General features: G+C 55.3%; 23 protein-coding genes. 19 read left to right on the forward strand and 4 right to left on the reverse strand.

What is annotated here, in order from left to right:
• Positions 1-92: 92 nt before the first annotated feature.
• Positions 93-1,043, reverse strand: a complete 951-nt coding sequence (locus C4520_11565) for an IS4 family transposase (protein RJP20293.1) — start codon at positions 1,041-1,043, stop codon at positions 93-95.
• A gap of 224 nt (positions 1,044-1,267) precedes the next feature.
• On the opposite strand from C4520_11565, the gene C4520_11570 reads away from it, so the two are divergent.
• The gene (locus tag C4520_11570; protein RJP20294.1) at positions 1,268-2,173 is read left to right on the forward strand and encodes a 3-hydroxyacyl-CoA dehydrogenase; all 906 of its coding nucleotides are present in this window, start codon (positions 1,268-1,270) and stop codon (positions 2,171-2,173) included.
• A 181-nt stretch (positions 2,174-2,354) separates the two neighbouring features.
• Here the strand turns inward: C4520_11570 and C4520_11575 are convergent, their stop codons facing one another.
• Positions 2,355-4,055 (reverse strand): hypothetical protein, encoded by a 1,701-nt coding sequence (locus C4520_11575; protein RJP20295.1) that lies wholly within the window; start codon positions 4,053-4,055, stop codon positions 2,355-2,357.
• A gap of 153 nt (positions 4,056-4,208) precedes the next feature.
• Positions 4,209-4,478 (reverse strand): hypothetical protein, encoded by a 270-nt coding sequence (locus C4520_11580; protein RJP20296.1) that lies wholly within the window; start codon positions 4,476-4,478, stop codon positions 4,209-4,211.
• A gap of 37 nt (positions 4,479-4,515) precedes the next feature.
• On the opposite strand from C4520_11580, the gene pruA reads away from it, so the two are divergent.
• The 18 genes from pruA (at position 4,516) to C4520_11670 (ending at position 23,663) form a co-directional block, all read left to right on the forward strand.
• Positions 4,516-7,452, forward strand: a complete 2,937-nt coding sequence (gene pruA / locus C4520_11585; protein RJP20297.1) for an L-glutamate gamma-semialdehyde dehydrogenase — start codon at positions 4,516-4,518, stop codon at positions 7,450-7,452.
• Entirely contained in the window at positions 7,445-8,659 is a 1,215-nt protein-coding gene (locus C4520_11590) for a TIGR00300 family protein (protein RJP20298.1), read from the forward strand. Before pruA ends, C4520_11590 begins: the two co-directional genes overlap by 8 nt.
• A 59-nt stretch (positions 8,660-8,718) precedes the next feature.
• Positions 8,719-9,582, forward strand: a complete 864-nt coding sequence (locus C4520_11595) for an amidinotransferase (protein RJP20299.1) — start codon at positions 8,719-8,721, stop codon at positions 9,580-9,582.
• Between the two features lie 2 nt (positions 9,583-9,584).
• Positions 9,585-9,782 (forward strand): hypothetical protein, encoded by a 198-nt coding sequence (locus tag C4520_11600; protein RJP20300.1) that lies wholly within the window; start codon positions 9,585-9,587, stop codon positions 9,780-9,782.
• Positions 9,783-9,899: 117 nt separating this feature from the next.
• Positions 9,900-11,051, forward strand: coding sequence for a hypothetical protein (locus tag C4520_11605; GenBank protein RJP20301.1), 1,152 nt, complete (start codon positions 9,900-9,902; stop codon positions 11,049-11,051).
• 17 nt (positions 11,052-11,068) lie between these two features.
• A complete protein-coding gene (locus C4520_11610) occupies positions 11,069-11,554 on the forward strand; it encodes a cytochrome B6 (GenBank protein RJP20302.1) in 486 nt (161 codons plus the stop codon).
• 2 nt (positions 11,555-11,556) lie between these two features.
• A complete protein-coding gene (locus C4520_11615; protein ID RJP20303.1) occupies positions 11,557-12,297 on the forward strand; it encodes a cytochrome b6 in 741 nt (246 codons plus the stop codon).
• 23 nt (positions 12,298-12,320) lie between these two features.
• Positions 12,321-12,749: a hypothetical protein gene (locus C4520_11620; protein RJP20304.1), complete on the forward strand. Its 429-nt coding sequence runs from the start codon at positions 12,321-12,323 to the stop codon at positions 12,747-12,749.
• Positions 12,731-13,996, forward strand: coding sequence for a hypothetical protein (locus C4520_11625; GenBank protein RJP20305.1), 1,266 nt, complete (start codon positions 12,731-12,733; stop codon positions 13,994-13,996). The genes C4520_11620 and C4520_11625 overlap by 19 nt, the downstream gene beginning before the upstream one ends.
• 186 nt (positions 13,997-14,182) lie before the next feature.
• Positions 14,183-15,670, forward strand: a complete 1,488-nt coding sequence (locus C4520_11630; GenBank protein RJP20306.1) for a cytochrome C — start codon at positions 14,183-14,185, stop codon at positions 15,668-15,670.
• 262 nt (positions 15,671-15,932) lie between these two features.
• Positions 15,933-16,328 (forward strand): hypothetical protein, encoded by a 396-nt coding sequence (locus tag C4520_11635; GenBank protein ID RJP20315.1) that lies wholly within the window; start codon positions 15,933-15,935, stop codon positions 16,326-16,328.
• 9 nt (positions 16,329-16,337) lie between these two features.
• Entirely contained in the window at positions 16,338-17,066 is a 729-nt protein-coding gene (locus C4520_11640; protein ID RJP20307.1) for a hypothetical protein, read from the forward strand.
• A 410-nt stretch (positions 17,067-17,476) separates the two neighbouring features.
• The gene (locus C4520_11645) at positions 17,477-18,595 is read left to right on the forward strand and encodes a hypothetical protein (protein RJP20308.1); all 1,119 of its coding nucleotides are present in this window, start codon (positions 17,477-17,479) and stop codon (positions 18,593-18,595) included.
• Positions 18,595-20,535 (forward strand): indolepyruvate ferredoxin oxidoreductase, encoded by a 1,941-nt coding sequence (locus tag C4520_11650; protein RJP20309.1) that lies wholly within the window; start codon positions 18,595-18,597, stop codon positions 20,533-20,535. Before C4520_11645 ends, C4520_11650 begins: the two co-directional genes overlap by 1 nt.
• Positions 20,397-21,143 carry an indolepyruvate ferredoxin oxidoreductase gene (locus C4520_11655; GenBank protein RJP20310.1) on the forward strand — a complete coding sequence of 249 codons (747 nt, stop codon included), beginning with the start codon at positions 20,397-20,399 and terminating at the stop codon, positions 21,141-21,143. Before C4520_11650 ends, C4520_11655 begins: the two co-directional genes overlap by 139 nt.
• A 30-nt stretch (positions 21,144-21,173) precedes the next feature.
• Positions 21,174-22,379, forward strand: coding sequence for an acyltransferase (locus C4520_11660; protein ID RJP20311.1), 1,206 nt, complete (start codon positions 21,174-21,176; stop codon positions 22,377-22,379).
• 15 nt (positions 22,380-22,394) lie between these two features.
• Entirely contained in the window at positions 22,395-23,069 is a 675-nt protein-coding gene (locus tag C4520_11665) for a class I SAM-dependent methyltransferase (protein ID RJP20312.1), read from the forward strand.
• 84 nt (positions 23,070-23,153) lie between these two features.
• Positions 23,154-23,663, forward strand: a complete 510-nt coding sequence (locus C4520_11670) for a DUF2231 domain-containing protein (GenBank protein ID RJP20313.1) — start codon at positions 23,154-23,156, stop codon at positions 23,661-23,663.
• Positions 23,664-23,802: 139 nt separating this feature from the next.
• Here C4520_11670 and C4520_11675 read toward each other — a convergent pair whose 3' ends face one another.
• A complete protein-coding gene (locus C4520_11675) occupies positions 23,803-24,219 on the reverse strand; it encodes a GHKL domain-containing protein (protein RJP20314.1) in 417 nt (138 codons plus the stop codon).
• Positions 24,220-24,316: the final 97 nt, after the last annotated feature.

Consider the following 24,316-nt stretch of genomic DNA (forward strand, 5'->3'; position numbering starts at 1 on the left):
CACATTCCCACAACGCCTACTACTGCTGATTCGCTTCGCACCTTTAAAGACAAAGACCAAAGAAAAGAGCATTTTACAGAAATTTCTTGACATTACTTTGTTCCGACGAAGGTCTTGATTTTCAGGTTCTGCTTGAGCGGCTTGAAGAAGAGTTCGATTTGCCACCTCTCCTTATATATGGATGCAATCGTGCTTGCGGCAAAACGACGGATGTTGGTCAGGAGAACAATTTCTCGCTCGTTTTCTTCGTTCCACACCACAATTCTCCTGAGCAGCCGGGGATAATTATGTCTGGTGCGCTGTCCGGTGAGCTTTATGATCTCGTCCTTTCTGACGTTGCTTCGCGAAGGCGGTTGCTGCTGCACCACCCATTCATAATCCAAATTTTCCTTCGCGCGTGTCACAAAAAATACTCCTTCCGCATTCCAGCGCGCAAGCATGCGGAAATCGGTATAAGCCGCGTCCATGACGACGATGGTCTCCGGTTCAAAGCTCAATGTTTGAGCGGCTGTCACATCATGCGTCTTTCCATCAGTCACCAGCGCCCAACGCGGCAGATACCCCTGATGGTCCAGTTGCAGGTGCAGTTTGATTGCTCCCTTGGCGCGCCGAAAATGCGCCCAGTCAAATACCTTCAGACACAAGTCGACCACGGTAGTGTCAAGGCTTATGAGGGGATTCTTGAAGCGAAATTTCCGTCTCTTTGTCACTGCCAAATTCCTGCAACTTACCAGCAGGTCTTCGAAAACCGACTGATACACCTGCCAAGGGCGATGTCCATTGGCGTAGGCCAAGGTGGAACGCGAGGGCGCTCCTTTCAGGCCAAGATGAACAAGCTTCCCCATCGCTGTGGCCAGTCCGCCGCAGATTTCCCGAAGCGAGTTGGCAGATCCCATCTGACAAAACAGCATAGCTACAAATTGGTCCCAACAGGAAAATCCTTTGACGCATCTTTCCGCGCGATGCTTTTGCACAGCCGAAGCAAAACGTTTACGATCAACCAGCGAGAGGACTTGCGAAAAACAGCTTGCAACTGTTACCATAAGACACCTCCGGTTCGTGAGTGGAAGCGGCTTCAAGCCGCATCATGTTTTGGATAACACGATTCTACTCCGAACCGGTTTTTTTTGAAAATTATCTTGGACAAGAGTGATTTCCGATTTTGGATTGAAAAGGAGGAAGTCTTTTGTTTTAATAACATCCTGTCAACTAGGCATGTCCTTCATGAAAATCGTCAAAGAAATTCGAGAAATTGCAGGTAAGTAGTATGGAGACTAACGCTATCAATAACATCCTTATTCTTGGCGCCGGCACGATGGGCTCGCGCATCTCGCTTGGGTGCGCTTTGAATGGATATAATGTCACCCTCTACGACATCTCCGAGCAAGCTCTTCAAGGGGTGGAATTTCGGCACCAATTCATGGGCGAACGGTGGATTACGGAAAATGTGACTACTCGGGAAGATATCGAGAACTGCTTGCAGCGCATCAAGACGTCCACCGATCCGGCTGAGGCGGCGGCCGATGCCGACCTGTTGATCGAGGCCGTCTCGGAGAGAATCGAGCTGAAGCACCGGGTATTCAAGCATTTTGATTCGCTTTGCCCGGCGAAAACGATTTTTGTTTCAAATACCTCATCGTTGCTCACCAGCGAGATGGAGACGGCTGTCGAACGGAAAGACAGGTTTGCCGCGCTGCATTTTCACGGCTACAAGAGCGTGGTCGATATCATGAAGGGGACGGCCACATCCGACGAAACGGTGGACATACTCAAGAAGTTCTGCCGCAGCATGGGCGAACTTCCGATCGTGATGCTCAAGGAGAAGGAAGGATTCCTGCACAATTCGATGTTCATCGCGTGGCTCGAATCGGCTCTGTGGCTGGCGGCCGGCGGATTCGGCACCGTTGAGGACATCGACCGCTCCTGGATGAAAGTGCACAAGAGCGTTTACGGCCCGTTCGGCGCGCTGGATATCGTTGGGCTCGACGTGGCCCGAGATATCGGCAACGGATTAAAGAACAAGGGTTTTGGCGGCCATTGGGAGGAAATCGAGAAATTTCTCCAACCGTATATCGACCGCGGCCACCTCGGCCTCAAGACCCTGCAGGGATTCTATTCATATCCCGATCCGGCCTTCATGCAGCCGGACTTTCTTGATGGAAAGCAGGGTTAGGCCTTTCTCGCAACCGCAAACACGCAAAGAGCACAGCGCGGAGTAGCCGCAACCAAACTATTTGGAACACGAATCCTTCGGCAAGCTCAGGACAGGTTTTACGAATTTGCCGAGTTACGCGAATGAAGCCTCTTCTTTTCGCCGTTCCTGCTCCGCCCGCGGCGCTGCCGCTCGTCTTTCCTTACGGTGATACCTCAAAATCAAAATGATCCTCATCCATCATAGGATTTGCGCCGACGTAGGCATTATAGGTATAGTTGCCCACCGGGCTTCTGTTGGGAACCGCATGCGTCAGATGACGGGTATAGCCTGAAAAAGGTTCCAACATCACAATCACCCCGTAAAACGCTCCAGTTGGAGGATATATAGTTCCATCGGGCAGCGTGACATTTGTCCAGTAAACGACGGCTTGCGGCTCTCCGGTGTTATTGACAGCCGTTGCCGTATATCCAAGAGTGCCCATGGGCGGGATCACGACCGCATCGGGAACCAGATGCAGGCTCACGAGAAGGAATTCGTCGGCCCCCATATCGAAACCAAACCCATGTGGGCGGTTATCTCCGTCGACATCGTCGTAGATTCCGGCGTCGGTGGCTGAGTCGATACAGGGTGATCCCCACGACAGATGAAAATCATCGGGCCCAATAAAAAGAGGCGCCGCATCGATGTTATTCTCTCCCCAGACAAGGGCGCCTCCGCCATCGACATACGCGGTCGCCTCTCCGCCCTCGACATCGCTGTAGTCGACGGAGGCCGCTGCGCCGTAGCGAACAGCCATTTCCGGTCCAAACGTTGCGTCGTCATTCCAAAAGATACTGTTGGTGATGGTGGACGGCGGAAGGCTGTAATCGGCGTAAAAATAAATTCCTCCACCCATCAAAGCCATATTTTCGCCGATGCTGCAGTGGGTAATAATTGGGGAGGAATTGCGGCAACAGATGCCGCCGCCGTAGCTATTGACCACATTATCTTTGATGATGCAGTTGGTTACCGAAGCGGAGGAATCGATGATATACATACCGCCGCCGCAATTAACGGCCCAATTTTCGCTGATGTCGCACCCGGTCATCTCCAATGACGCAGAAGAGCTGCAGAGACCCCCGCCCTCGTACACCGCCGCGTTGCGGCTGAGGACGCATTTTGAAAGCGTCAGCAGGGAATTTGAGCTATAGATACCGCCGCCTGCAGTCGTCGAAGTGTTACCCGTGATATGAGAGTCTTCAATTATCGATAAAGGGGAAGCGTCGCAAAAAATCCCTCCGCCGTAGTTCGAGCTGTTCTCGACAATCTCGCAGCCGCTTATGGTCGGTGAAGAGTTGGATAGAAATACCGCGCCGCCGTAAAGAAGAGATGCATTCTCGCTCAAAGTGCAGCCGATAATGACGGGCGATGATAAAGAGCCGCAGTGAATTCCGGCGCCCTCAACAGCCATGCATCCGGTAATCGTACAATTGCTGATGGTGGGCGAGGAAGAGTTGTAGCATATTATTCCCGCTCCCACGCTCTCGTTGCCGTGCATGATCGTGAAGCCGCTGATTACCGAATCAGCCGTTTCGCCGGAGTTCAAGACAAACGCCCTGCCCTCGTACTGGCAGTCAATGATGCATCCCGTTGGGCCGTTTTCCGACCGCAAGATTATCGCCTTCCCTTTGAACGAGAGGTTTTTGTTGCCGTCCCCCGTATAAACGCCATCTCGGACGACTATTTCGTCGCCGGCCGTGGCGATATCGAGGGCTGCCTGAATGGTCGAGAAGTCATCAGGCACGTAATACATATCGGCTTGAGCTGGTCCCGGTTCAGATACAACGAGCATTAGAACAGCTACCATCAGAATCACTTTCCAACTTGACATATTCCGCCTCCTACTCTGTTCGTTCCACATTCAGCCGATGACGAGGGGGACATAAAAGGTTGAGGGGACATAAAGGGTTGAGGGGACGAAAGTAAAAGAAAGGGGACATCAACTTTGTACTAATTATCTTGTAGAGCAATTATATTATGGTCTTTTTCCGGATGTCAAGGGAAAGAATCATTATTAAGAAAAAAATTTATCTTTTAAACGATGGAAGGTCCCGGCAATTCTCATGCAAGAACAATTGTTGACTGAATTCCGCAAATGGAGCCAGTCCCCTTCGCATTTGCCAGTCTCCGTCGCGACCGTCAAACAGATTGAGTGCCCCGTCCTTTGGCTTTCACCGCTTATGTGTGCGATAATAATAATTGAGCGGATAATTTTTGGGCGGAAAGGATAGACCGTTTCGCCCACATGCGCGTAAAATGATCCAACCTGCTGAATGACAAGCATCTAGAGAGGAGCATGTGTCTGAATGCGTTCGCCTGCAATGGACGCGAGTGCGCTGGAATTGCGGACAAAGGCGATAGGGTACCGCCTGTTTTCAGACGTTGAGGAGAAGGCGCCTTCCATTTTTCAATCGCAATGGTGGGAAAACCAGTTGCTCGAATGGGCGATGAAAAACAGCGCGATGAAGACGCAGATGTTGCGTTTTGTCGACATTTTTCCCGCGTTGCACACACCGCGCCAGATCGTGAGCCATCTCCGGCAATATTTCCCGAGCTCGAACCGCGAGTTCCCCGCGTTCCTGCGCATCGGGCTCGAGGCCGCCAGCCCGACGGCGGTCTCTCGGTCTCTTCTGGCGAGAGAAACCGCCGCTATGATGACGCGGATGGCGCGCAAGTTCATCGCCGGCGCCGACATCGAGGAAGCGCTCGGCGTCCTGCGAAACATACGCGCCGAGGGCATGACGTATACGCTCGATCTGCTCGGCGAGGCGGTTGTGAGCGAGGTCGAAGCCGATCGTTACATGGACGACTATATAAGAGTTTTGGGGATTCTCGGGGCTCATGCCGACCTTGCGACGCACAATATCTCGATCAAACTCTCGTCACTCTATTCTCAGTTCGATCCGCTCAACGAGTCCGGCAGCAAACGCATAGTAAAACAGCGCCTGCGCCAAATCTTCAGGGCCGCAAGACAAATTGGCGCCTTTGTGAACATCGATATGGAGCAATACGCCTTCGGCGGGCTGACGCTTCGCATCGCAAAGGAATTCCTTGAAGAGGAAGAGTTTCGCGATTTTCCGGATGCAGGCGTGGTAATACAGGCGTATCTGCGCGAGTCGGAGGCGATGCTGGAAGACGTAATCAGATGGGTGCGGCGGCGAGGGACGCCGATAACCGTTCGCCTGGTGAAGGGGGCTTACTGGGATTTCGAACTAATTCACGCCCGCCTGATGGATTGGCCTGCGCCGGTTTTCAAGAAGAAGAACGAGACCGACGCCAACTTCGAGCGCTTGACGGGAATCCTGCTGCGGAATTATCCCGCGATCAAGACAGCGATAGGAAGCCATAACATCCGCAGTATTGCGCATGCAATGGCGTGCGCGGAATCACTGGGGATCGAGCCGTCCGGCCTGGAGTTCCAGATGCTGTTCGGGATGGGCGATTCGATCAAGCGCGCGATCCTCAAGTCGGCTTATCCGCTCAGGGTGTACACGCCGATCGGCGAATTATTGCCGGGCATGGCTTACCTGGTGAGGCGGCTGCTCGAAAACACATCGAATGAGTCGTTCCTGCGCCAGGATTATTTTATGGGGGTTCCGCCGGAGGAGTTGCTGAAGAATCCTCAGGATTCAGAGCCGGCGGCCGTGCTTTCTCGAACGCCGCCCAAGCGTTCCGTCGATGAATTTGAAAATGAGCCTCTCACCGATTTCTCGCGAGTGGAGTCCGTTGACAAGATGAGGAAGGCGCTCGATGCAGTTGCGGCCGAATTGGGCAGGACATATCCGATGGTAATCGGGAAAGAGAAGCTCGAGGGGAAGGAGATCGCCGTGTCGATCAACCCCTCGCGTACCGATCAAGTTGTGGGGAGGATCGCGCAGGCTTCGATTGCGGACGCCGACCATGCGCTCCAGACAGCGCAGATCGCATTCGAGGCATGGCAGGCTGTGTCGCCTGAGAACCGCGCAAAATATCTGTTTCGGGCCGCGGAAATCATGGCGGCTCGGCGAGTTGAGCTTGCGGCCCTCAAGGTGTACGAGGTCGGCAAAGGCTGGAGGGAGGCCGACGCGGACGTAGCCGAGGCGATCGATTACCTCAGGTACTACGGCCGCCAGATGATTCGGTTGAACGCGCAAACGCTCACGGCCCGCCTGCCGGGCGAAACCAATGAGTATATCTACCGCGGGCGCGGGGTTGGATTGATAATCGCTCCCTGGAATTTCCCGCTCGCGATCCTTACCGGCATGTCGTCGGCCGCAGTTGTCGCGGGAAACGCGGTGATCCTGAAACCGGCGGAGCAGTCGCCGATTATCGCGGCCCACCTGATGCAGATATATGAAGAAGCGGGTATTCCGGCCGGCGTAGTCAACCTGCTGCCGGGGCCGGGTCAGCCGCTGGGCGAGTATCTGGTGAAAAGCCCCGACGTCTCCTTTATTGCGTTCACTGGCTCACAGGAGGTCGGCCTTCGGATCGACCGGCTCGCGGCGGAGCATCCGGCGCGAAACGCCGTAAAGCGGGTGATCGCCGAAATGGGCGGCAAGAATGCGGTGATAATAGACGAAAGCGCCGATCTGGATGACGCGGTTCTGGGCGTGACCGCTTCGGCTTTCAGTTATCAGGGGCAGAAGTGTTCGGCGGCTTCGCGGGTCATCGTGCTCGATAGTGTATATGATACATTTCTGCCGCGCCTGATCGAGGCGGCACGGAGCCTGAAGGTGGGCCCGGCGGAGGACCCGGGCGCGCAGGTCGGCCCTGTCATCGACAACGACGCTTTGCAGAAGATACTGGGATACATCAAGCTTGGGAAGGAGCAAGCCAGGCTCGTGCTTGAAACCGACGTGTCCCACCTGAGAGATGGTTTTTATGTCGGTCCGACTATTTTTGCGGATGTTGCGCCCGAGAGCCCTCTGGCGCAGGAGGAGATATTCGGACCGGTTCTGGCGGTCATTCGAGCCCGAGATTTTGAAGATGCGCTTCATATTGCGAATGCCACGAGATTCGGTCTGACGGGCGGCCTGTACTCGAGGACGCCGAAGCACGTGGAGCTTGCGCGCCGCCGTTTTCTGGTCGGCAATCTGTACATCAATCGCAAGATAACGGGTGCGATCGTCCGGCGGCAGCCGTTTGGGGGGTTCAAGATGTCGGGCGTCGGCTCGAAGGCGGGCGGGCCGGATTATTTGATCCAGTTCATGCTCCCCCAGACGATTAGCGAGAACGTGATGCGGCGCGGGTTTGCGCCGCTGGAGGAATACGATGTATAGCGAGACGGTTGAGATACGGGGGCATTTTATCGATTCGTTGCTGCTGCCGAAGATACTCGACGACATCCTGCAAAACGGGGCGGAATTCGTTGTCGAAGAGCTGAGAGTCGGGAAGCGGCGAGCGGATCCCAGTTATGCCCGCGTCAGGTTGACCTCGAAAGATGCCGCGGCACTCGACAAACTGCTGAAGAGGATCAGGCAGCACGGAGCGACACTGGTGCATGAGCAGGATTGCGAGTTGGCGAAGGCGGAACAGGATGGCGTTTTCCCCGACGGTTTTTATTCGACCACGAACCAGCAGACATTTGTCCGGCTGAACGGAAAGTGGATGGCGGTGGAGAGGCCGGAGATGGATTGCGGGATCAGGGTTTTGCCCGATAAGGCGGGGGCCGCGTGTGTTCCTTTTACGGATCTGCGCGCGGGCGACCTGTTTGTGGTCGGCCATCACGGGGTGAAGATTGAGCCGCTCGAGCGGCCTTCGAAGGAGGATGTATTCAGTTTCATGTCGAGCGTGGTCTCGACGGAAAAACCGAAGGGCACTGTCGCGCGTGATATTGCAAGGAGTTTCCGCGACATGCGTTACCGCGGGCGCAAGATACTGGCGGTGGCCGGCCCCGCGGTTGTTCATACCGGCGCGGCGCCGCAGTTCGTGAAGCTGATCGAATCAGGCTATATCAACTTGTTGTTTGCCGGCAATGCGCTCGCCGCTCACGACATCGAATATGCTCTGTTCGGGACTTCGCTGGGCGTATATCTGGACCGCGGCATCCCGGCAGAGCACGGTCACGAGAACCACATGCGCGCGATCAACACGATCAGGAAATGCGGCGGCATCCGCCAGGCGGTCGAGCAGGGCGTGCTTAAAAAAGGAATTATGCACGCCTGCGTCAGGCACGGCGTTCCTTTCCTGCTCGCCGGCTCGATTCGGGACGACGGACCGCTGCCTGATGTGATTACTGACGTGATTGAGGCCCAGCAGCGAATGAGGAGCATGCTGAGCGAAGTCGGGATCGCGTTGATGGTTGCGACCACATTGCATTCCGTCGCCGTCGGCAACCTTTTGCCCGCCACTGTCAAGACGATCTGCGTCGATATCAACCCGGCCGTGGTTACCAAGCTGGCCGATCGCGGCTCGTTTCAGGCGCTCGGCATCGTAACCGATGTTGAGCCGTTTCTTCGCGAGCTGTGCCAGGAATTGAATGTGTAGGACGGCGGGGAAGAAAACTGCTGCTTCCGCAAACGTGATTGAGGAGTGAAATTCTGTTTATGAAGTTTTCCCTTTTCATGTGCTCGCCGGAGTACTACGGCATCGAGTATGAGATCAATCCGTGGATGAGTTTACAGCGACAGGCGGACCGTGCTCTTGCGCGGCGCCAGTGGGAGGCGCTTTACGGGCTTCTAACGGGTGAAATTGGAGTGAAGGTGGAATTGATCGAGCCGGCGCCTGGTTTGCCGGACATGGTATTCACCGCAAACGCCGGAATCGCGCTGAACGGCGATTTTATTTCGAGCAATTTCCGCAACAAAGAGAGGCAGGACGAGAGCCGGCACTTCAAAGACTGGTTCAAGAAAAAGGGGTATCGCATTTTCGAGCTTCCGCCCCACCAGTTTTTTGAAGGGGAGGGGGATCTTCTTTTCGCAGGCGACACTGACGCTTACGCGGGCTACCTGATTCGTTCCGACGTGTACTCGCATGCGGCTGTCGCGGAGATGCTCGATCGGCGGGTGGTCTCGCTGGAACTGGTGGACGGCCGGTTCTACCATCTCGATACCTGTTTTTGCCCACTGAATGAAAAAAGCGTTGTTTATTATCCAACCGCATTCGACACATATGCCCGTCAGGTGATCGAGGCGAATTTCCCCGATCGGATCGAGTTGACGGAGGAAGAGGCACTTCAGTTCGTGGCGAATGCAATTGTCATAGGAGACCATTACATTCAGCCGCCGGGAGGAGCAAGATACTTGCGCCGGGCCCTCCAGGAGCGCGGGTTTGAGGTGCACGAGTTGGAGATGTCGGAGTTTATGAAAGCGGGCGGCGCGACCAAATGCCTGGTTCTAAAACTGGCGGAGACATCTGAGGGCGCCTCCGGCTCGGTGAGGGATTGGAGCCTTTTTCGGGAAAAAACTTGACAATGGGCCTGCTTCGTCATATAATGAGCACAAATTCAATCGACATTATGCAGAAGTGGGCCGTGTCCGGTTGCGGAGGTGACAGCAGCGAGATATCGATTGTAATAGACCTTCCCAAAGATGCTTGGCAAGCGGCGGACCCATCCGAATCCGTCATGATCGGCGACTCAGCCGGCCCAATTCGGAAACCGACCAAGTAGTCCGTCACATCTCATCAGTGGGAGAGCGGGAAACTCTAGTGCCTGCCTTTTCACTGACACCCCGGCTTGCAACAATTCAAGGAAAACAAAAGTGAAAAATCGCATTGGAGGATCCCTTTGAGCGCGCGCTGCGTCAGGAAAATCGGTATCGTTATTATTTGTTGTGTCATTGTCGGAGCGTTTTCCGGCAGTTATGCTCAGATGCGGTTGACGCCTGAACCGGAGGGGCCGGTTCAATTTCAATCGAGCAGAACCTGCGCCAAATGTCATCTCGATATACACCGAATCTGGAAGGAATCTCTTCATGCACGGGCTCTTGAGGATAACATTTTTCAATCCGCTTTCATGATGGCAATCAAGCAGGAGGGCGATCAGGTTCGCAGTGTTTGTCTTGGCTGTCATGCTCCCACCACACTGATAACAGGCGACATGCTGATCGAGCAATCGATCACATCGGAAGCGATCACATGCGATTTCTGTCACCGGCTTTCGAATATACATCCGGCGGCCGGGCCGGTCGCCATTACGTCGGGGGAAGAGAAGTATGGTCCGCTCCCGTCGCAGGAGTTGGCTGATTCACATCCGACCGTATATTCGGAGACTTTCAAAAAATCAGATTTTTGCGCCACATGTCATCAATGGACCAACCGTCACGGGATCGCGATTCTGGACACCTATCGCGAGTGGTCTCAGGGGCCGCATCCGGCAAAAGGCGTGCATTGCCAGGACTGCCATATGCCGCTTGTTAAGGGTGCGGTTGCGGCAGGCGCGGAAAAGGGCGGGATGATCAATTCTCATGATTTGGCGGGGGGCCATTCGATCACGCAGGTAGCCTCTGCGGCTGAGGTGAAGGTCGTATCCGTAACGCGCGTTGCGTCTGGCATACGCGCAGTTGTGGAAGTGAGCAATGTCGGTTCGGGTCACATGGTGCCGACGGGAATGCCTTCGCGGGCGCTCGCGCTCGAAGTGGACCTTCTGGACGCGAAGGGGGCGGTGGTCGAGCGTCAGGAATACGTATTCAAGAAGACGGTTCTCGACAGCGAGTACAACGAGCTGACCAGCGATGCCGACCTGATTCTGAATGGAGCGATAATCACCAAAGACAACAGGATTCCGCCCGGCGGCTCGATATCGATCCCGTTTGATTTTGCTGCCGCCCCGAAAAAGAGTTACAGCGTGAGCGCGCACCTGCGCTACCGGTATAATCCTCTGATTCTGCAGGAGGAGCAGATCAGCATCGATATGGGCGCAGATGTGAAATCCTTATAGGACAGGAGTTGTTGCAGATGTCAAAGGTAACTGAGACGGTGTGCGAACATCAGGTGGAGATGGAGAAGGCGCCAAAGATGCGGCGGCGCTCGTTTCTCAATTACTGTGTGGGCGCCACGTCCCTTTTGTTCGGGGGCATGTCGCTGTATTCGGTTGCGAAGTTTCTGTTTCCTCCGGGCGCTTTCAGCGCCGAGGCGGCTGGAGAAGCGGTGACTATTCCGCTGGTGGAGCTGCCGGTAGGCTCGGCGAAGAACGTTCGTTATAAGGGGATTGCAAGCATTGTGATACGCACGAGCGAAAAGAATGTGCACGCGCTCTCGGCTGTCTGCACGCATTTGGGCTGTATCGTCAAATGGGATTCGTCCAAGCAGGTGCTTGTGTGTCCGTGCCACGCAGCGATCTTTGATATCAACGGCAACGTTGTATCCGGACCGGCGCCTCGTCCACTGGAGAGTTTTCCTGTCCAGTTTGCGCGTGACGAAATCGTAATCGGAGAAGCGTAAGCATGATCGATTTGGAAAAGAAAGAAGACGAACAGCAGAAACAGACAGTCGAACAGCGCTCGGGGTTGCGCGAGCTTTTCGAGTTGTTTTCGCTCACCGGCTTTGTGTACGGTCCGCTGGACTCGCGGCTGAACATCCGTGAGGCGCTCGAGAAGAACCTGAAGAAGCCGGTGCCTCCGCATGTCAATTGGCTGTTCTGCTTCGGAGGAATCTCGCTGTTTCTGTTCACGATTCAGGCGGTGACCGGCATTCTCTTGCTGATGTACTACCGGCCGACGATCGCCGAGGCGTACAAGAGCGTGGTGTACATCACGAACAGCGTCCCATTCGGGTGGCTCATTCGCGGGCTGCACCATTGGGGCGCGAACCTGATGATCGTCATGGTGTTCCTCCACATGCTGCGCGTTTTCTTTTATGGCGCATACAAGCCGCCTCGGGACTTCAACTGGGTGACGGGAGTGATGCTGCTGGTGCTAACGCTCGGCTTCGGGTTCACCGGCTATCTGCTTCCCTGGAATCAGATCTCGTATTGGGCGACGACGGTGGGGACCGAGGTTCCCGGCGCCGTCCCGTTTATTGGGACGTATCTGACGGCATTGATACGCGGGGGGCAGGCGATCGGCCAGACGACGTTGACTCGGTTTTTTGCTATTCACGTGGTGATACTTCCGCTCACGATTGGTTTTTTTCTGCTCGGACATTTTTTCATGATCCGCAAGCAGGGGATTTCGGGGCCGTTCTGAAGGTGGGAAGGAGCCGTATTTTCATGATAGACGAGGCCAAAGAAGACCGGCGTGCGGAAGGCGACCCGTTTTTTCCGCACCACATGCTCGAGCAGGGAATGGTGATTTTCATCGTGCTGGGGGTTCTGGTGCTGCTGGTCATGATGTGGCCTGCGCCGATGGAGCCGCCGGCCGACCCATTTAATACGCCGGAACACATCAAGCCGGAATGGTATTTTCTTTCGGCCTACCAGGGACTGAAAGTGGCGGAGTATTTTGCGTTTCTGGGCGATTGGGCGCCGAAAGTGCTGGGCATCCTGGGGCAGGGAGTGGGCATCCTGTTGCTCATTTTACTGCCGTTTCTCGACCGCAATCCCGAGCGTCACCCGCGCAAAAGGCGCTTTGTCATCGGCGTAGGGATTCTGGTGATCATAATGCTTGCGGCACTGACTATTTGGGGGAAGCTTTCGTGAAGATAAGAATTACGCGGCTGATCATTGTCTTTGTTGCCGCCGTTGTCGCCGGTTGTCTGCATCATGGGGATGCGCAGGCTCAGCCGAATTCCTGCGTGACATGCCATGAGGCGCTCGAAGACGAGCCGCTTGTGCGTCCGGCTCAGGACTGGCATGCGAGTGTCCACAAGGATGCCGGCGTCGGCTGCGAATCGTGCCACGGCGGCGATCCGTCAGTCGAGGGTCCCGAGGCAATGGCGACCGACGATTTCGTTGGGGTTCCGGCGGTTGCGCGGATTCCGGAGCTTTGTTCCTCGTGTCATTCGGATCCCGACAAGATGCGCAAATATGATCTTCGAGTGGATGAGTATGAGTTGTTTAAGAGGAGCGGGCATGGGCGTGCGCTGTTTGAGCGGGGAGACCCGAAGACAGCGACGTGCGTGAGCTGTCACGGGTCGCACCGAATTCTGAGCTCGTCGGACACGGAGTCGCCCGTTCATTACACGAACATTATCGAAACATGCGGCCGCTGCCATGCAAATAAAGACTATATGAAGCCGTACGGGTTGCCGACCGACCAGGTGGAGAAGTACCGCAAGAGTTATCATGCGAAGGTGCTGTACGGTCTGGTTCCCGACAAGAATCCGTCGCTCGCGCCGACATGCGCGACCTGTCACACGCACAGCCCGTTGCTTCCGGCAGCGGCCGAGGTGCCGGACATCTGCGGCAGGTGCCACAGCGTGACAGCCCGCTATTACAAGGACAGTCCGCACTTCGTTTCGCTCAATGAAGTCGGGGTGCCGCGCTGTATTGACTGTCACGGAAACCATGCGATATCGTATCCGAGCGCCGAGTTGTCCACGTCGTCCGAGAGGGGCTGCGGTTCGTGTCATGATGAAGGGACGGAGCCTTATCAGAGGGGGCAATGGATTCGGCAGCAGATGGTAGAGGCAAACCAGAAGATAGTGTTGATGGAGCGCGAACTGGCGGACCTGGCGCATTCGGGCCGAAACCTGAGCGATCTGCAGGAACTGGCGGAGTCGTCGCGCACGAATCTGACTGAGGCGTTGCCGATCATTCACACGCTATCGGTCGAGAAGATCGAGGGAAAAGTGAAAGAGGTGGCCGAGGAGAACGAGCTTTTCGTTCAGAAGGTTTCTGCGTTCAAGGGTGAGCTTGAACGGCGAAAAACCATCCTTTCGGCGGTTTTGGCTGTTATAATAGTGAATGTGGGTTTTCTGTGGTTGAAGCGGCGATCTCTTGATTAGAGCGATCAATGAGTCGGCGCTCGCCGAGCAGCTTTTCGACGATTAACTGCGTTATCACCCCCGGCTGATTTTTCCCCACTATACGGATAGTATGTCGGCCGGAACAGTTGCGCAGATTCACCGGGTTTTTTCTTTCCTTTTTCGGAGAGAACAGAGGAGAAGCATGACATCAAGGGGGCCGATCAAATGGACAGATCTTTGTTGCGCAACAAATTAAGTCTCATCGGCATAGGATTGGCAATCATCTCGTTTTTTCTTGCTGTCTATCTTCTCGCGCTCAGCATGTTCGCGAGGGACACGAATCCCTATACCGGCATCATCACCTTCTTTGTGCTTCCGATGCACATTATCTTTGGCGTCTTCCTGATAATTCTCGGGATGATTCTTGAACGGCGCAGAAGACGTCGGCAGGCGCCGGAGGAGATCCCGCTGTTTCCGGTCATCGATTTCAATTCACCGCGAACGAGGCGGTACCTTTTCTGGACGGTTGGTCTTTTTGTCGGCTTCCTCCTTTTCAGCGCGGTCGGCAGCTATGAGGCGTATCATTTCACCGATTCCACCACTTTCTGCGGGCGCATCTGCCATCAGGTGATGGAGCCGGAATTCACCGCGTATCAGAATTCGCCGCACGCGCGTGTTGCGTGCGTCGATTGCCATATCGGGCCGGGCGCCGACTGGTTCGTTAAATCGAAGATGTCCGGAATGTATCAGATATTCGCAACGACGTTCCATACCTATCCCCAGCCGATTCCCACTCCGATTGAAGACCTGCGTCCGGCACAGGAGACGTGCGAGCAATGCCATTGGCCGAAGCAGTTCTACGGAGCGGTCCAGAAGGAAATTCATCATTTCATGGCGGACGAAGAGAACACGCCGTGGACAATCAATCTGCTGTTAAAGGTGGGCGGCGGCAACCCGACCTACGGCGAGGTAGGCGGCATCCACTGGCACATGGCGATCAGCAACAAGATCGAATATATTGCCACCGACGAGGCTCGCCAGGAGATCGCATGGATACGGCAGACGGATCCCGACGGGCGGGTCACGATTTATCAGTCCGAAGAAGCGCCGCTCGAGGGAAGTCCCGAGAGCTACGAAATCCGCACTATGGACTGTATCGACTGCCATAATCGGCCGACTCATATCTTCCGTTCGCCGAGTGCGGCGATGAATATCGCACTGCAAACGGGCAAGATCGACCGCTCGCTTCCCAACATAAAGGAACGCGGCGTCGATGTGCTTGCGGCGAAGTACGAGACGAAAGAGGCGGCGCTTGCGGCCATCTCCCAAGAGATAGACGCCTATTATCAGGAAAATTATCCTGATATCTATTATGCCAAGCCGACTGAAATCACGAAAGCCATCGATGCAATAAAGACCATTTATGGCGACAACTTCTTTCCATACATGAATGCCAGGTGGGACGTGTATCCCGAGAATGTCGGACATTTCATCTGGAAGGGGTGCTTCCGCTGTCACGACGGCAAACATGTGAGCGAGGAGGGAACAGCGATTAACAACGACTGCGACTCCTGCCATGTCATCATCAGCCAGGGGACCGGAGAGCAGAAAGCGGTTTCCCTCGATGGGCTTGAATTCAAGCACCCGGTTGACATCGGCGAGGCGTGGAAGGAGATGAACTGTAGCGAGTGCCATACCGGCGCTCTGCCGTAAAGAAGAAATCGACTGTGCCAGAGCACGCGATGGGGCGCATGAAAGTGCGTCCCATTTTCTTTTTGATCACACAGCAGCATTATGCGCGTCGGACCTGATGGGCCGCCCGAATGCGCGCCGCTCATACGCCATATCTCCACCGGTAATTGAATTTGCGTCAAGAATGGTGATATGCTGAGGCGAGTTTTTCAGCATGTCTCTGCCGATCCGGTTCCTTGGTGAAAAAGCCGATTCGCCTGCCGTATGGGAAAGGGGGTCCTCGATGTTTATCGTCCTTCTCCTCGTTACTTTTCTGACTGCAGCCCTTGTTTCCTTCATTGTGGTGCGTGCTTTCAGCGATCCGATTTCTCGAATTCTCGAACGCATCATCTCCGACCAGATAGCGGAGGTATGGGCAAAATACCTCAGGTTCGCCATTTATGTGGTCGGGATATCGGGCGGAGTCCGCATTTACGAATTGCAGCGATATATCACTCCGGAGAGGGAAGCGGAAGCTCCCATTCCATTAACGGCCGAACGTTGGGTGCTCGAGCTGTACCGGACTGTGATCGAGTCGCTTCAATCAATAGCATGGATGCTTCTCGTATTTTTTGTATTCGCCCTGATCGCCTATGTGATCGTGAAGATTTTCGAGGCGAAAAGAAGTGCGGGGCAGTGATTTTAGGATTTGAAGTTGCAAAAGCATACAGCCAGGAATCAATTGCACCCGGCGCTCATCATTGCGCCTCATCTTGATGATGCCGCTTTTTCACTCGGGTCGGCGCTTTTGGCCGGGAGTCTTGGGGCGATGCCGCGAATCCTCGTCGTTTTTTCCCGCTCCAATTATGCGATTGAAACGCCCGGCACCGGCGATGTCGAAGTGGTTACGCAGGTGAGAAAGAAAGAGGAGGAAGCTGCGGCCGGTCAGATGCAGGCTGTGGTTGAGTTTCTGGATTTTGGAGAGCCGCTGGTAAGAGGCGCGTGTCGCGAGTTCCATGAGATTTTCAACAAGGACTTTGATCCGGTGACCGACCCCGTTTTTGAGCCGGTTCGAAATAAGGTGGTGAACATAATAGACGAACTGCAGCCCACTCTTGCGGTGTTCCCGCTTGCGATCGGGAATCATCTCGATCATATCATGCTGAACAGAATCGGGCTGAGCCTTCTTGCCGCCGGCGGAACACGCGTGATGTTTTTTGAGGATCAGCCGTATGCGGGGCTGCTCGATGAAGAAGATATCGTACGAATTGGAAACAAATTAAACAGGAACCTGAAGCCGTATCCGATTCCGGGGGTTGAATTGGAGAGGAAACTCCTTTTGTTGGAGATTTACAAATCGCAATTGAATGCAATCGATTTTGAGCTGGTCAGACGGTATCATGCTGTGCGCGGGCTCGAGCACATGTGGGGGATGTAAGAGCAGCGCTTTTTCCAATGGGCATAGGGAATTGCTCCGGGGACGGAGAGACCTTCCGACAGGGGGAATTCTGTGCAACAATACAAGGACCGAAAGCTTTACTGAAAAGAATCAAAATATAATAACGATTTAAATATGGTCTCTGTCCCCATATTTTCTGTCCCCATATTTTGAGACAGATGAGTGACCGCTTCCGTGGTGATTCGGAGCTTGCATCTTGCGTTGCCAAAATGATATGGTATTTCCACCCTGGAAACGCATGATTTTCCACCTCATTCAGCTATGCGGGGCGGGCATCGGGAGTGGAGCGCCGGCGGTTGAGGCGTAACCCCCCGAGGCGGCCCCCGGCGGCCATTATCGGAAATTTTACAGTCTCCGATGCCAGATAATTGACATGAAGGGGAGGCGACATGATGCAAGAGTTGCTCAACAAGGGTCCGGACGAACTGCAGGCGGAAGTGCAGCAGGCCGATCTGTGCACCACCTGCGGCATGTGCGCGGGCCTGTGCCCGTATATTAAGGAGATGGAGGAACGCGTTGCGGTGATCGACCGCTGCGGCCGCAGCGACGGGCGCTGTTACAAGTTCTGTCCGCGAACGTTCACCGATCTCGATGCTCTCGATGAAAGCGTCTTCGGTGCGCCGCGATCGGACGCGGTGCTGGGATCGTACCGCTCGCTATCGATGGTGAAGGCGGGCGACGCTGCGGTTCACGAAGCCGGGCAGTACGGCGGCGCCGTATCCGCTCTTTTGATACACGCGCTGAAGAAGCACATGATCGATGCGGTATTGCTGACAAAATATTCCGAGCGCAAGCATGCGCTGCCGCAGCCGATGATCGCGCGCAATCGGCGGCAGGTGCTCGCGTGCGCCGGCTCGAAATACACCGCCGCGCCGACGCTGAAAGCTTTGCGCGAGCTGCTCGAGAGCGGCGAAAAAGTCGCCGTGGTGGGGCGGCCGTGCCAGGTGACGGCGGTCCGCAAGATGCAATTGTACGACGAGAGTCCGGAAGTTAAGAACATATCGTTGGTGGTCGGGCTGTTCTGCCTGTGGGCGCTTGATTACAAGCGTTATTCGTACTATCTCGGGCAGCAGGTGGATTTGAAGAAAATCCGCAAGATCGACATCCCGAAGAATGACGATTTCATCGTTTACACCGACAACGGCAACGTGCGCGTGCCAATCGAAAAGATCAAGAGCTTCATCCGCCCGACGTGCCAGCTTTGCATGGATGTCACGTCCGAACTCGCGGATATCTCGCTTGGCTCGACCGAATGGAAAGACGACTGGAACACGCTGCTTGTTCGCAGCGAGGCGGGCGAGCGGTTAGTGAACTCTGCGGCGAGGGCGAAAGCGGTCGGGCTGCAGAAGTTCCCGGCGGAGCGCGAGGCGATTCTGCGCGAGGCGGTGGGCAACAAAAAGCGGCGGGTGCTGAAAGAGTTATCCCAACGCGGCAACGAGAATATGCCGCTGTTGTACCTGAAGATGAGCGTGGAACAGCGCAGTCTCCTGGAAGGAGGGTCGAAATAATGTTGGACATATTACTCGATGAGCCGGGCAGAAAGGTTCTGCTGATGGGAAATGAGGCGATTGCCCGCGGAGCCATCGAGGCGGGCGTCAAATTTTGCGCCGCGTATCCCGGCTCGCCTTCCTCGGAGATAATCGGGACTCTTTCGCGCCCTGAAGTGGCGGAGACTTTCGGGCTGCACGCCGAATGGTCGACCAATGAGATTGTGGCGCTCGAGGCGGCCGCCGGAGCGTCGTTCGGCGGTTTACGCGCCATCTGCGCGATGAAACAGAACGGCATCAATGTGGCCTCGGACTTCCTCATGTCGGTCATCATGTCGGGCTGCAAGGCGGGCATGGTTTTGGTGGTTGGCGACGATCCGGCCGGGCATTGCAGCAACAACGAGATGGACTCGCGCTCGTTTGCGCGGATGCTGGATGCGCCGCTGCTCGAGCCGGGCAGCATCCATGAGGCGAAGGAAATGACGCGGTGGGCGTACACGCTCTCGGAGGAACTCGAGATGCCGGTGATCGTTCGCAGCGTCACGCGGATTTCACACGCGCGCGGCGACCTGACGCTCGGCGAGATCAGCAAGATGCAGGTCGCTCCGCGCTTCGAGCCGTACGACCGGTTCCTCTCGCTCGGGACGCTGACGCATTCGGTGCTGCACGGGCGTCTCGAGAAGGCGCGCGAGCTTTACGAGAAGTCCGAATTCAACAAATACGTCGGCCCGCCTGGAGCCGAGATGGTAATTATGACGTGTGGCACGGGCTGGCTTTACTCGCTCGAGGCGGTGCGAACGCTGGGGCTGGAAAATGAGGTAGGCATCCTGAAGCTGGGGACGACGTGGCCGCTTCCGAACAATTTCATATTGGAGAACCTGAAGGGGGTCAAGCGCGTGTTGTTCGTCGAGGAGATCGATCCATTCCTCGAAATGAACGTGAAGAGCCTGTTGGCCGATCACATCGGGACGGATCTCGAGATCATCAAGTTCTTCGGGAAAGGCTCGGGGCACGTGCGCAGCCGGTTCGGGCCCGCCCTCGGCGAGATCGACCCGGATATCGTCGTGCGCGCGCTTGCGGAGGTGAAGGGCGTAGAATATCAGGCCCGCACCTCCGACTACGCCGAGCAGGCGAAGCAGTTCTTGAGCGACTATACGGCCGACCGCGACCTTGCTTTCTGCGCCGGTTGTCCACATCGGGCCTCGTACTGGGTGATGAAGAATGCGCTCGCGCTCGATGGGCGCGGCGGGTTTGTGCTGGGCGATATCGGATGTTACGGAATGGGAGCGGGCCGTTCGGGCTACTTCATAAATCGGACGCTTCATTGCATGGGTTCGGGCGCGGGCGTCGCCTGCGGTCTCGGCAATCTTGGCAAGTTCGATTTTAATCAGCCCGTGGTGGCGGTGATGGGCGATTCCACCTTCTTTCACGCCACGATTCCGGCGCTGGTGAATGCACGTTACAACGGCGCCAAGTTCACCAGCGTCATTCTCGATAACTCAGCGACTGCGATGACCGGTTTCCAGCCGCATCCGGGCATCGGCGTCAATGCGCTTGGCAATCCTGCGACGCAGGTGAGCATTGAGGAGGTCTGCAAGGGGCTTGGGTTCCACGTCGAGATCCGGGACCCGTTCGTCGTTGACGAAGCAGTCGAGGCATTATACGATCTGATGCAGCGCGATGATGCCAGCATCCTGATTTTGAGGCGCACATGCGGGCTTGTGGCCAGCCGGCAGAAAAAGAAAGACAAAGTGCGTGTGAATCCCGACAAATGCAAGGGGGACGCCTGCGGCTGCGCTCGTTTCTGCACGCGCACGTTTGGATGCCCGGCGCTCATCTGGGATCAGAAGAATCAGCGGGCGACGGTGGACGAGGTCGTGTGCACGGGCTGCGGCGTATGCGCCTATCTCTGCCCGCAGCACGCCATCGAGGTGCAGAAGGCCGAGGAGTTGGTATCATGAAAAACAACGACTGCTTGAACGTGATAATCACCGGCGTAGGCGGCCAGGGCAACATTCTGGCATCCCATATCCTTGCGAGCGCGGCGATCAATGACGGCTATCAGGTCGTTATCGGCGAGACGTACGGTCAATCGCAGCGCGGCGGCGCAGTCATGAGCCACGTGCGCATCTCAAAAGACGTCTCTGTGGGCCCGCTTATTCCGACGGGGAAAGCGGACGTCATAGTTGCGCTCGAGCCGATGGAGGCGCTTCGCGTGGCGGCATGGTATGCGAATCCGCAGACCAGATGCATCGTGAATCCGCGCCCGAATTATCCGCTGATGGTGTTATACGGTGCGCAGGAATATCCTGCGGTCGAGGAGTTGATGAAGCGGTTGAAGGAGATAACGGCGGAAGTGAAGGTTGTGAAGGGGACGGAATTGGCGAAGGAGGCCGGCGAAGCGATGGCGTCGAACGTGGTGATGGTTGGCGCGCTCGCCGGTTCGGGCTGGCTGCCGATCCCGGTCGAAAAGTTCACCGGCGTGCTCAAGGATGTCATTCCCCGCAAAGTGCTTACGATCAACCAGAAGGCCTTCGAGCTGGGCATTGCCGGAATCAGACAAGCCTGACAGCTCTCGTGGACAAGAAGGGGGTCACGTGTGCCAAAGACGCAGCGGTTGACCCCCGCTTCTTTTTCCGAGATGACGTCTTCTCGTGAACGGGCACATGACATTGACTGGCTGAGAGTGCTCGCGGTCCTGCTGCTGATCCCCTATCATTCAGCAGTGATCTTTGCCCGCCCCTACGTCTCGTATATCAAGCAAGAGCCTAATGCCGCGTTCGAGGCCTTTGCCTACTTCATGAACCAGTGGCATATGGCGCTCCTTTTCTTGCTCTCTGGCGTGGGTGCATGGTATTCATTGGAATCGCGGGTTGGACGTCAATATCTGGCGGAGCGAATCAAGCGGCTTGTGGTCCCGCTCGTTTTCGGGACGTTCGCCATCGTGCCGGTCCAGGTATATTTCCAGCGGCTGTATTATCACGAGTTTTCCGGCTCAATCGTTGAGTTTTATCCGCGCATATTCGCAGGTATCTATCCTCACGGGAACTTCACGTGGGGCCAGTTGTGGTTTTTGGCTTATCTCTTTGTTTTCTCCGTGCTTCTCCTACCGGTTTTTCTGCACTTCAAGACCAATCGAGGTCGCATGTGGACATCGAGAGCGGCCGCCTTCTGCAACGGGCGTCTCGTTTTCCTTGCGCCCGCAATCCCGTTCATGCTGGCGCAGGCGCTTCTTCGGGCGAAATGGCCGGGATTCCAGAACCTTTACAATGATTGGGCCAACTTCGCCTTCTATATGACGGCATTTCTTTATGGCTACCTGCTTTTCTCTGTTTCGGATTTTCGACAAGTGGTAGCCAAGAGGCATGCCGTTTCACTTGCCCTCGGGATCGTCTCAATGGGCATTATTTTGGGTTTGCGCCAAACGGGGAATGCGCCTTCCCCCGGGTATTCAGCCTCCTGGATTCTCTTTATGCTCCTCCATGGGTTCAGCTCGTGGTGCTGGCTTGTGGGGCTGCTTGGGCTCGGTCGGAAATACTTGAATTTCGACACTCCCCTTATCCAATATGCAAGCGAGGCGGTTTTGCCGTTTTACATTTTGCACCACGCCGCCATTGTTGCCGCTGCATTTTTCGTCCTCAAATTTGAGGCTGGCGTCATGGTCGAATTCATAAGTATCAACATCCTCTCGTTTATCTTAACCATTTGTTTCTACGAGTTCCTGATCAGGCGACTAGATGTTTTTAGAATTCTGTTTGGGATGAGGGCAAAGCGGCCCGTTGTGGTTCAGAACGCAATAAGCTGAAAAGGGGGAAAACACGTGGAGACGAAACATAGATACGCCGACCTGCGCGAGAGCCCGGCGTCCATAAATCTGTTTTTCGACAGGGTCGGCCCCTGGTTTTACTCGTTTTATTTCACCGCGATCGGATATCGTGCGTCTCTAAAATACTTGATTCGGGCCAACCTGGACCTGCTCGGCCTGAAAGAGGGCATGAGGATACTTGATGCGGGCATCGGGACGGGCTTTTTGACGGTGAATCTTTTGAGAGAGGCTTCAGAGCCTCTGGAAGTGTTCGGTCTGGATTTCTCGCCGGGGATGCTGCTCGGATTGAATCGACGCCTTACCAGATTGGGCCTTGAGCGCCGTGTCAGGCTGCACCTGGCGGATATGCGGCAGATGCCGTTTGCCGACGCATCATTCGACCTGGTCATTACCTCCGCCGCTATGGAGTATTTGCCGGAGGTGTGGGAGGGCATCTCCGAATGCGGGCGCGTCCTGCGTCCGGGCGGAAAACTTCTCTTCATCGCCACGCGCAACAGTTTGATGGGTAAGATGATAGCCGCTACATGGAGAAACAAGGTTTTAGAGCCGGCGCATGTCATTCGCGGCATGAATCAGGCCGGCATCACCGCCATTGAAACCCTCCGTTTTCCGTGGTATTTTCCTCACGTCAATTCTTGGGGGATGGTTCTCCTCGGGTGTAAGGATTGAGACACCGTAAGCATTACCCCTTCCAGCAAATTCCTTCGGTAGTCAAGCTTTGCATGCGTTCTACCTTCTTCTAAGCAGATTATAATGCCCGCCGATTTTCATTTTCTATCAAATTTCTGCATATTATTTGAAAAGGAGGTGTTGCAGATGAGAACTCCCGCAAGCGTTGGAAAACACCCGATACATCCGATGGTTGTCGCGTTTCCGATCGGTCTATGGGTTTTTTCGCTGATACTTGATGTTCTTTATATCATTGGTTGGGGCGGAGATATTTTGAACGATGTGTCGTATTATGCGATCTTGGGCGGGATAATCGGAGCGGTGTTCGCGGCGGTTCCGGGATTTGTCGACTATCTGTCTCTCCAGGGGCACAGCAAGACAATTGCGACGTGGCATCTGATCGCCAATGTGAGCGCGCTCGGGATGTTCGCGATAAGTTTTGCGCTGCGGGCGGTGGACAGGCCGGTCCTGACCGCGCCGTTAATTCTTTCGCTGATCGGGGTGGCGCTGATTGGTGTTGGCGGCTGGCTGGGCGGAGAACTGGTGTACGTGCACGGGGTGGCGGTCGAGTCGCCGGAAGAGCATGAACATTAATTTTGGACTTTGGACTAGTCCGCTAAAGCGCCCCCCACCTACTCCCCTATAACCGCGGTATCCGACAAGTCCGACCGGTCCGACAAGTCCGACCAGTCCGACATGTCCGAGGCGGCCAAGCGGTCCGACCCGCATATTGTCAGCATTCTTGGCAGGAAGACGCGACAGGCAGAGTAATTACGACGGTGGTTCCTTCCTGAGGTTTACTCTTAATGGTAAATCGTCCTTTATGCGCCTCGATTATCTTCCTGCAAATGGCGAGACCGAGGCCGGTGCCTTTGGACTTGCGGGTAAAGAACGGCTGGCAGATTTTCTTCAGGGTTTCCTCATCCATACCTGCGCCCGTGTCCGATATCTGGATTTGGCATACGTTGTCAGCGCCTTGCTGAAACATCGAGGCGATCCTCAAGGTACCCTCGCCGGCCATGGCATCAATAGAATTTGCAATAAAATTCACGAGTACCCTCACTATTTTCTCGGGATCGACCCAGATTTCACCATCTTCCAATTCAAGATTAATTGAAACGGCGGAGGGCGGGGCGGGTATTCTTCTCACTCATTTTCGACAGTTTGAAAAATTAAGCTATTTTGTATCAAGAACTTACAGAGACAGAAAAAGCTCTAGGCACTACATTTTCTCTGGCTCTCTCTGC

The organism is Candidatus Abyssobacteria bacterium SURF_5, from assembly GCA_003598085.1.
Lineage (GTDB): Bacteria > Abyssobacteria > SURF-5 > SURF-5 > SURF-5 > SURF-5.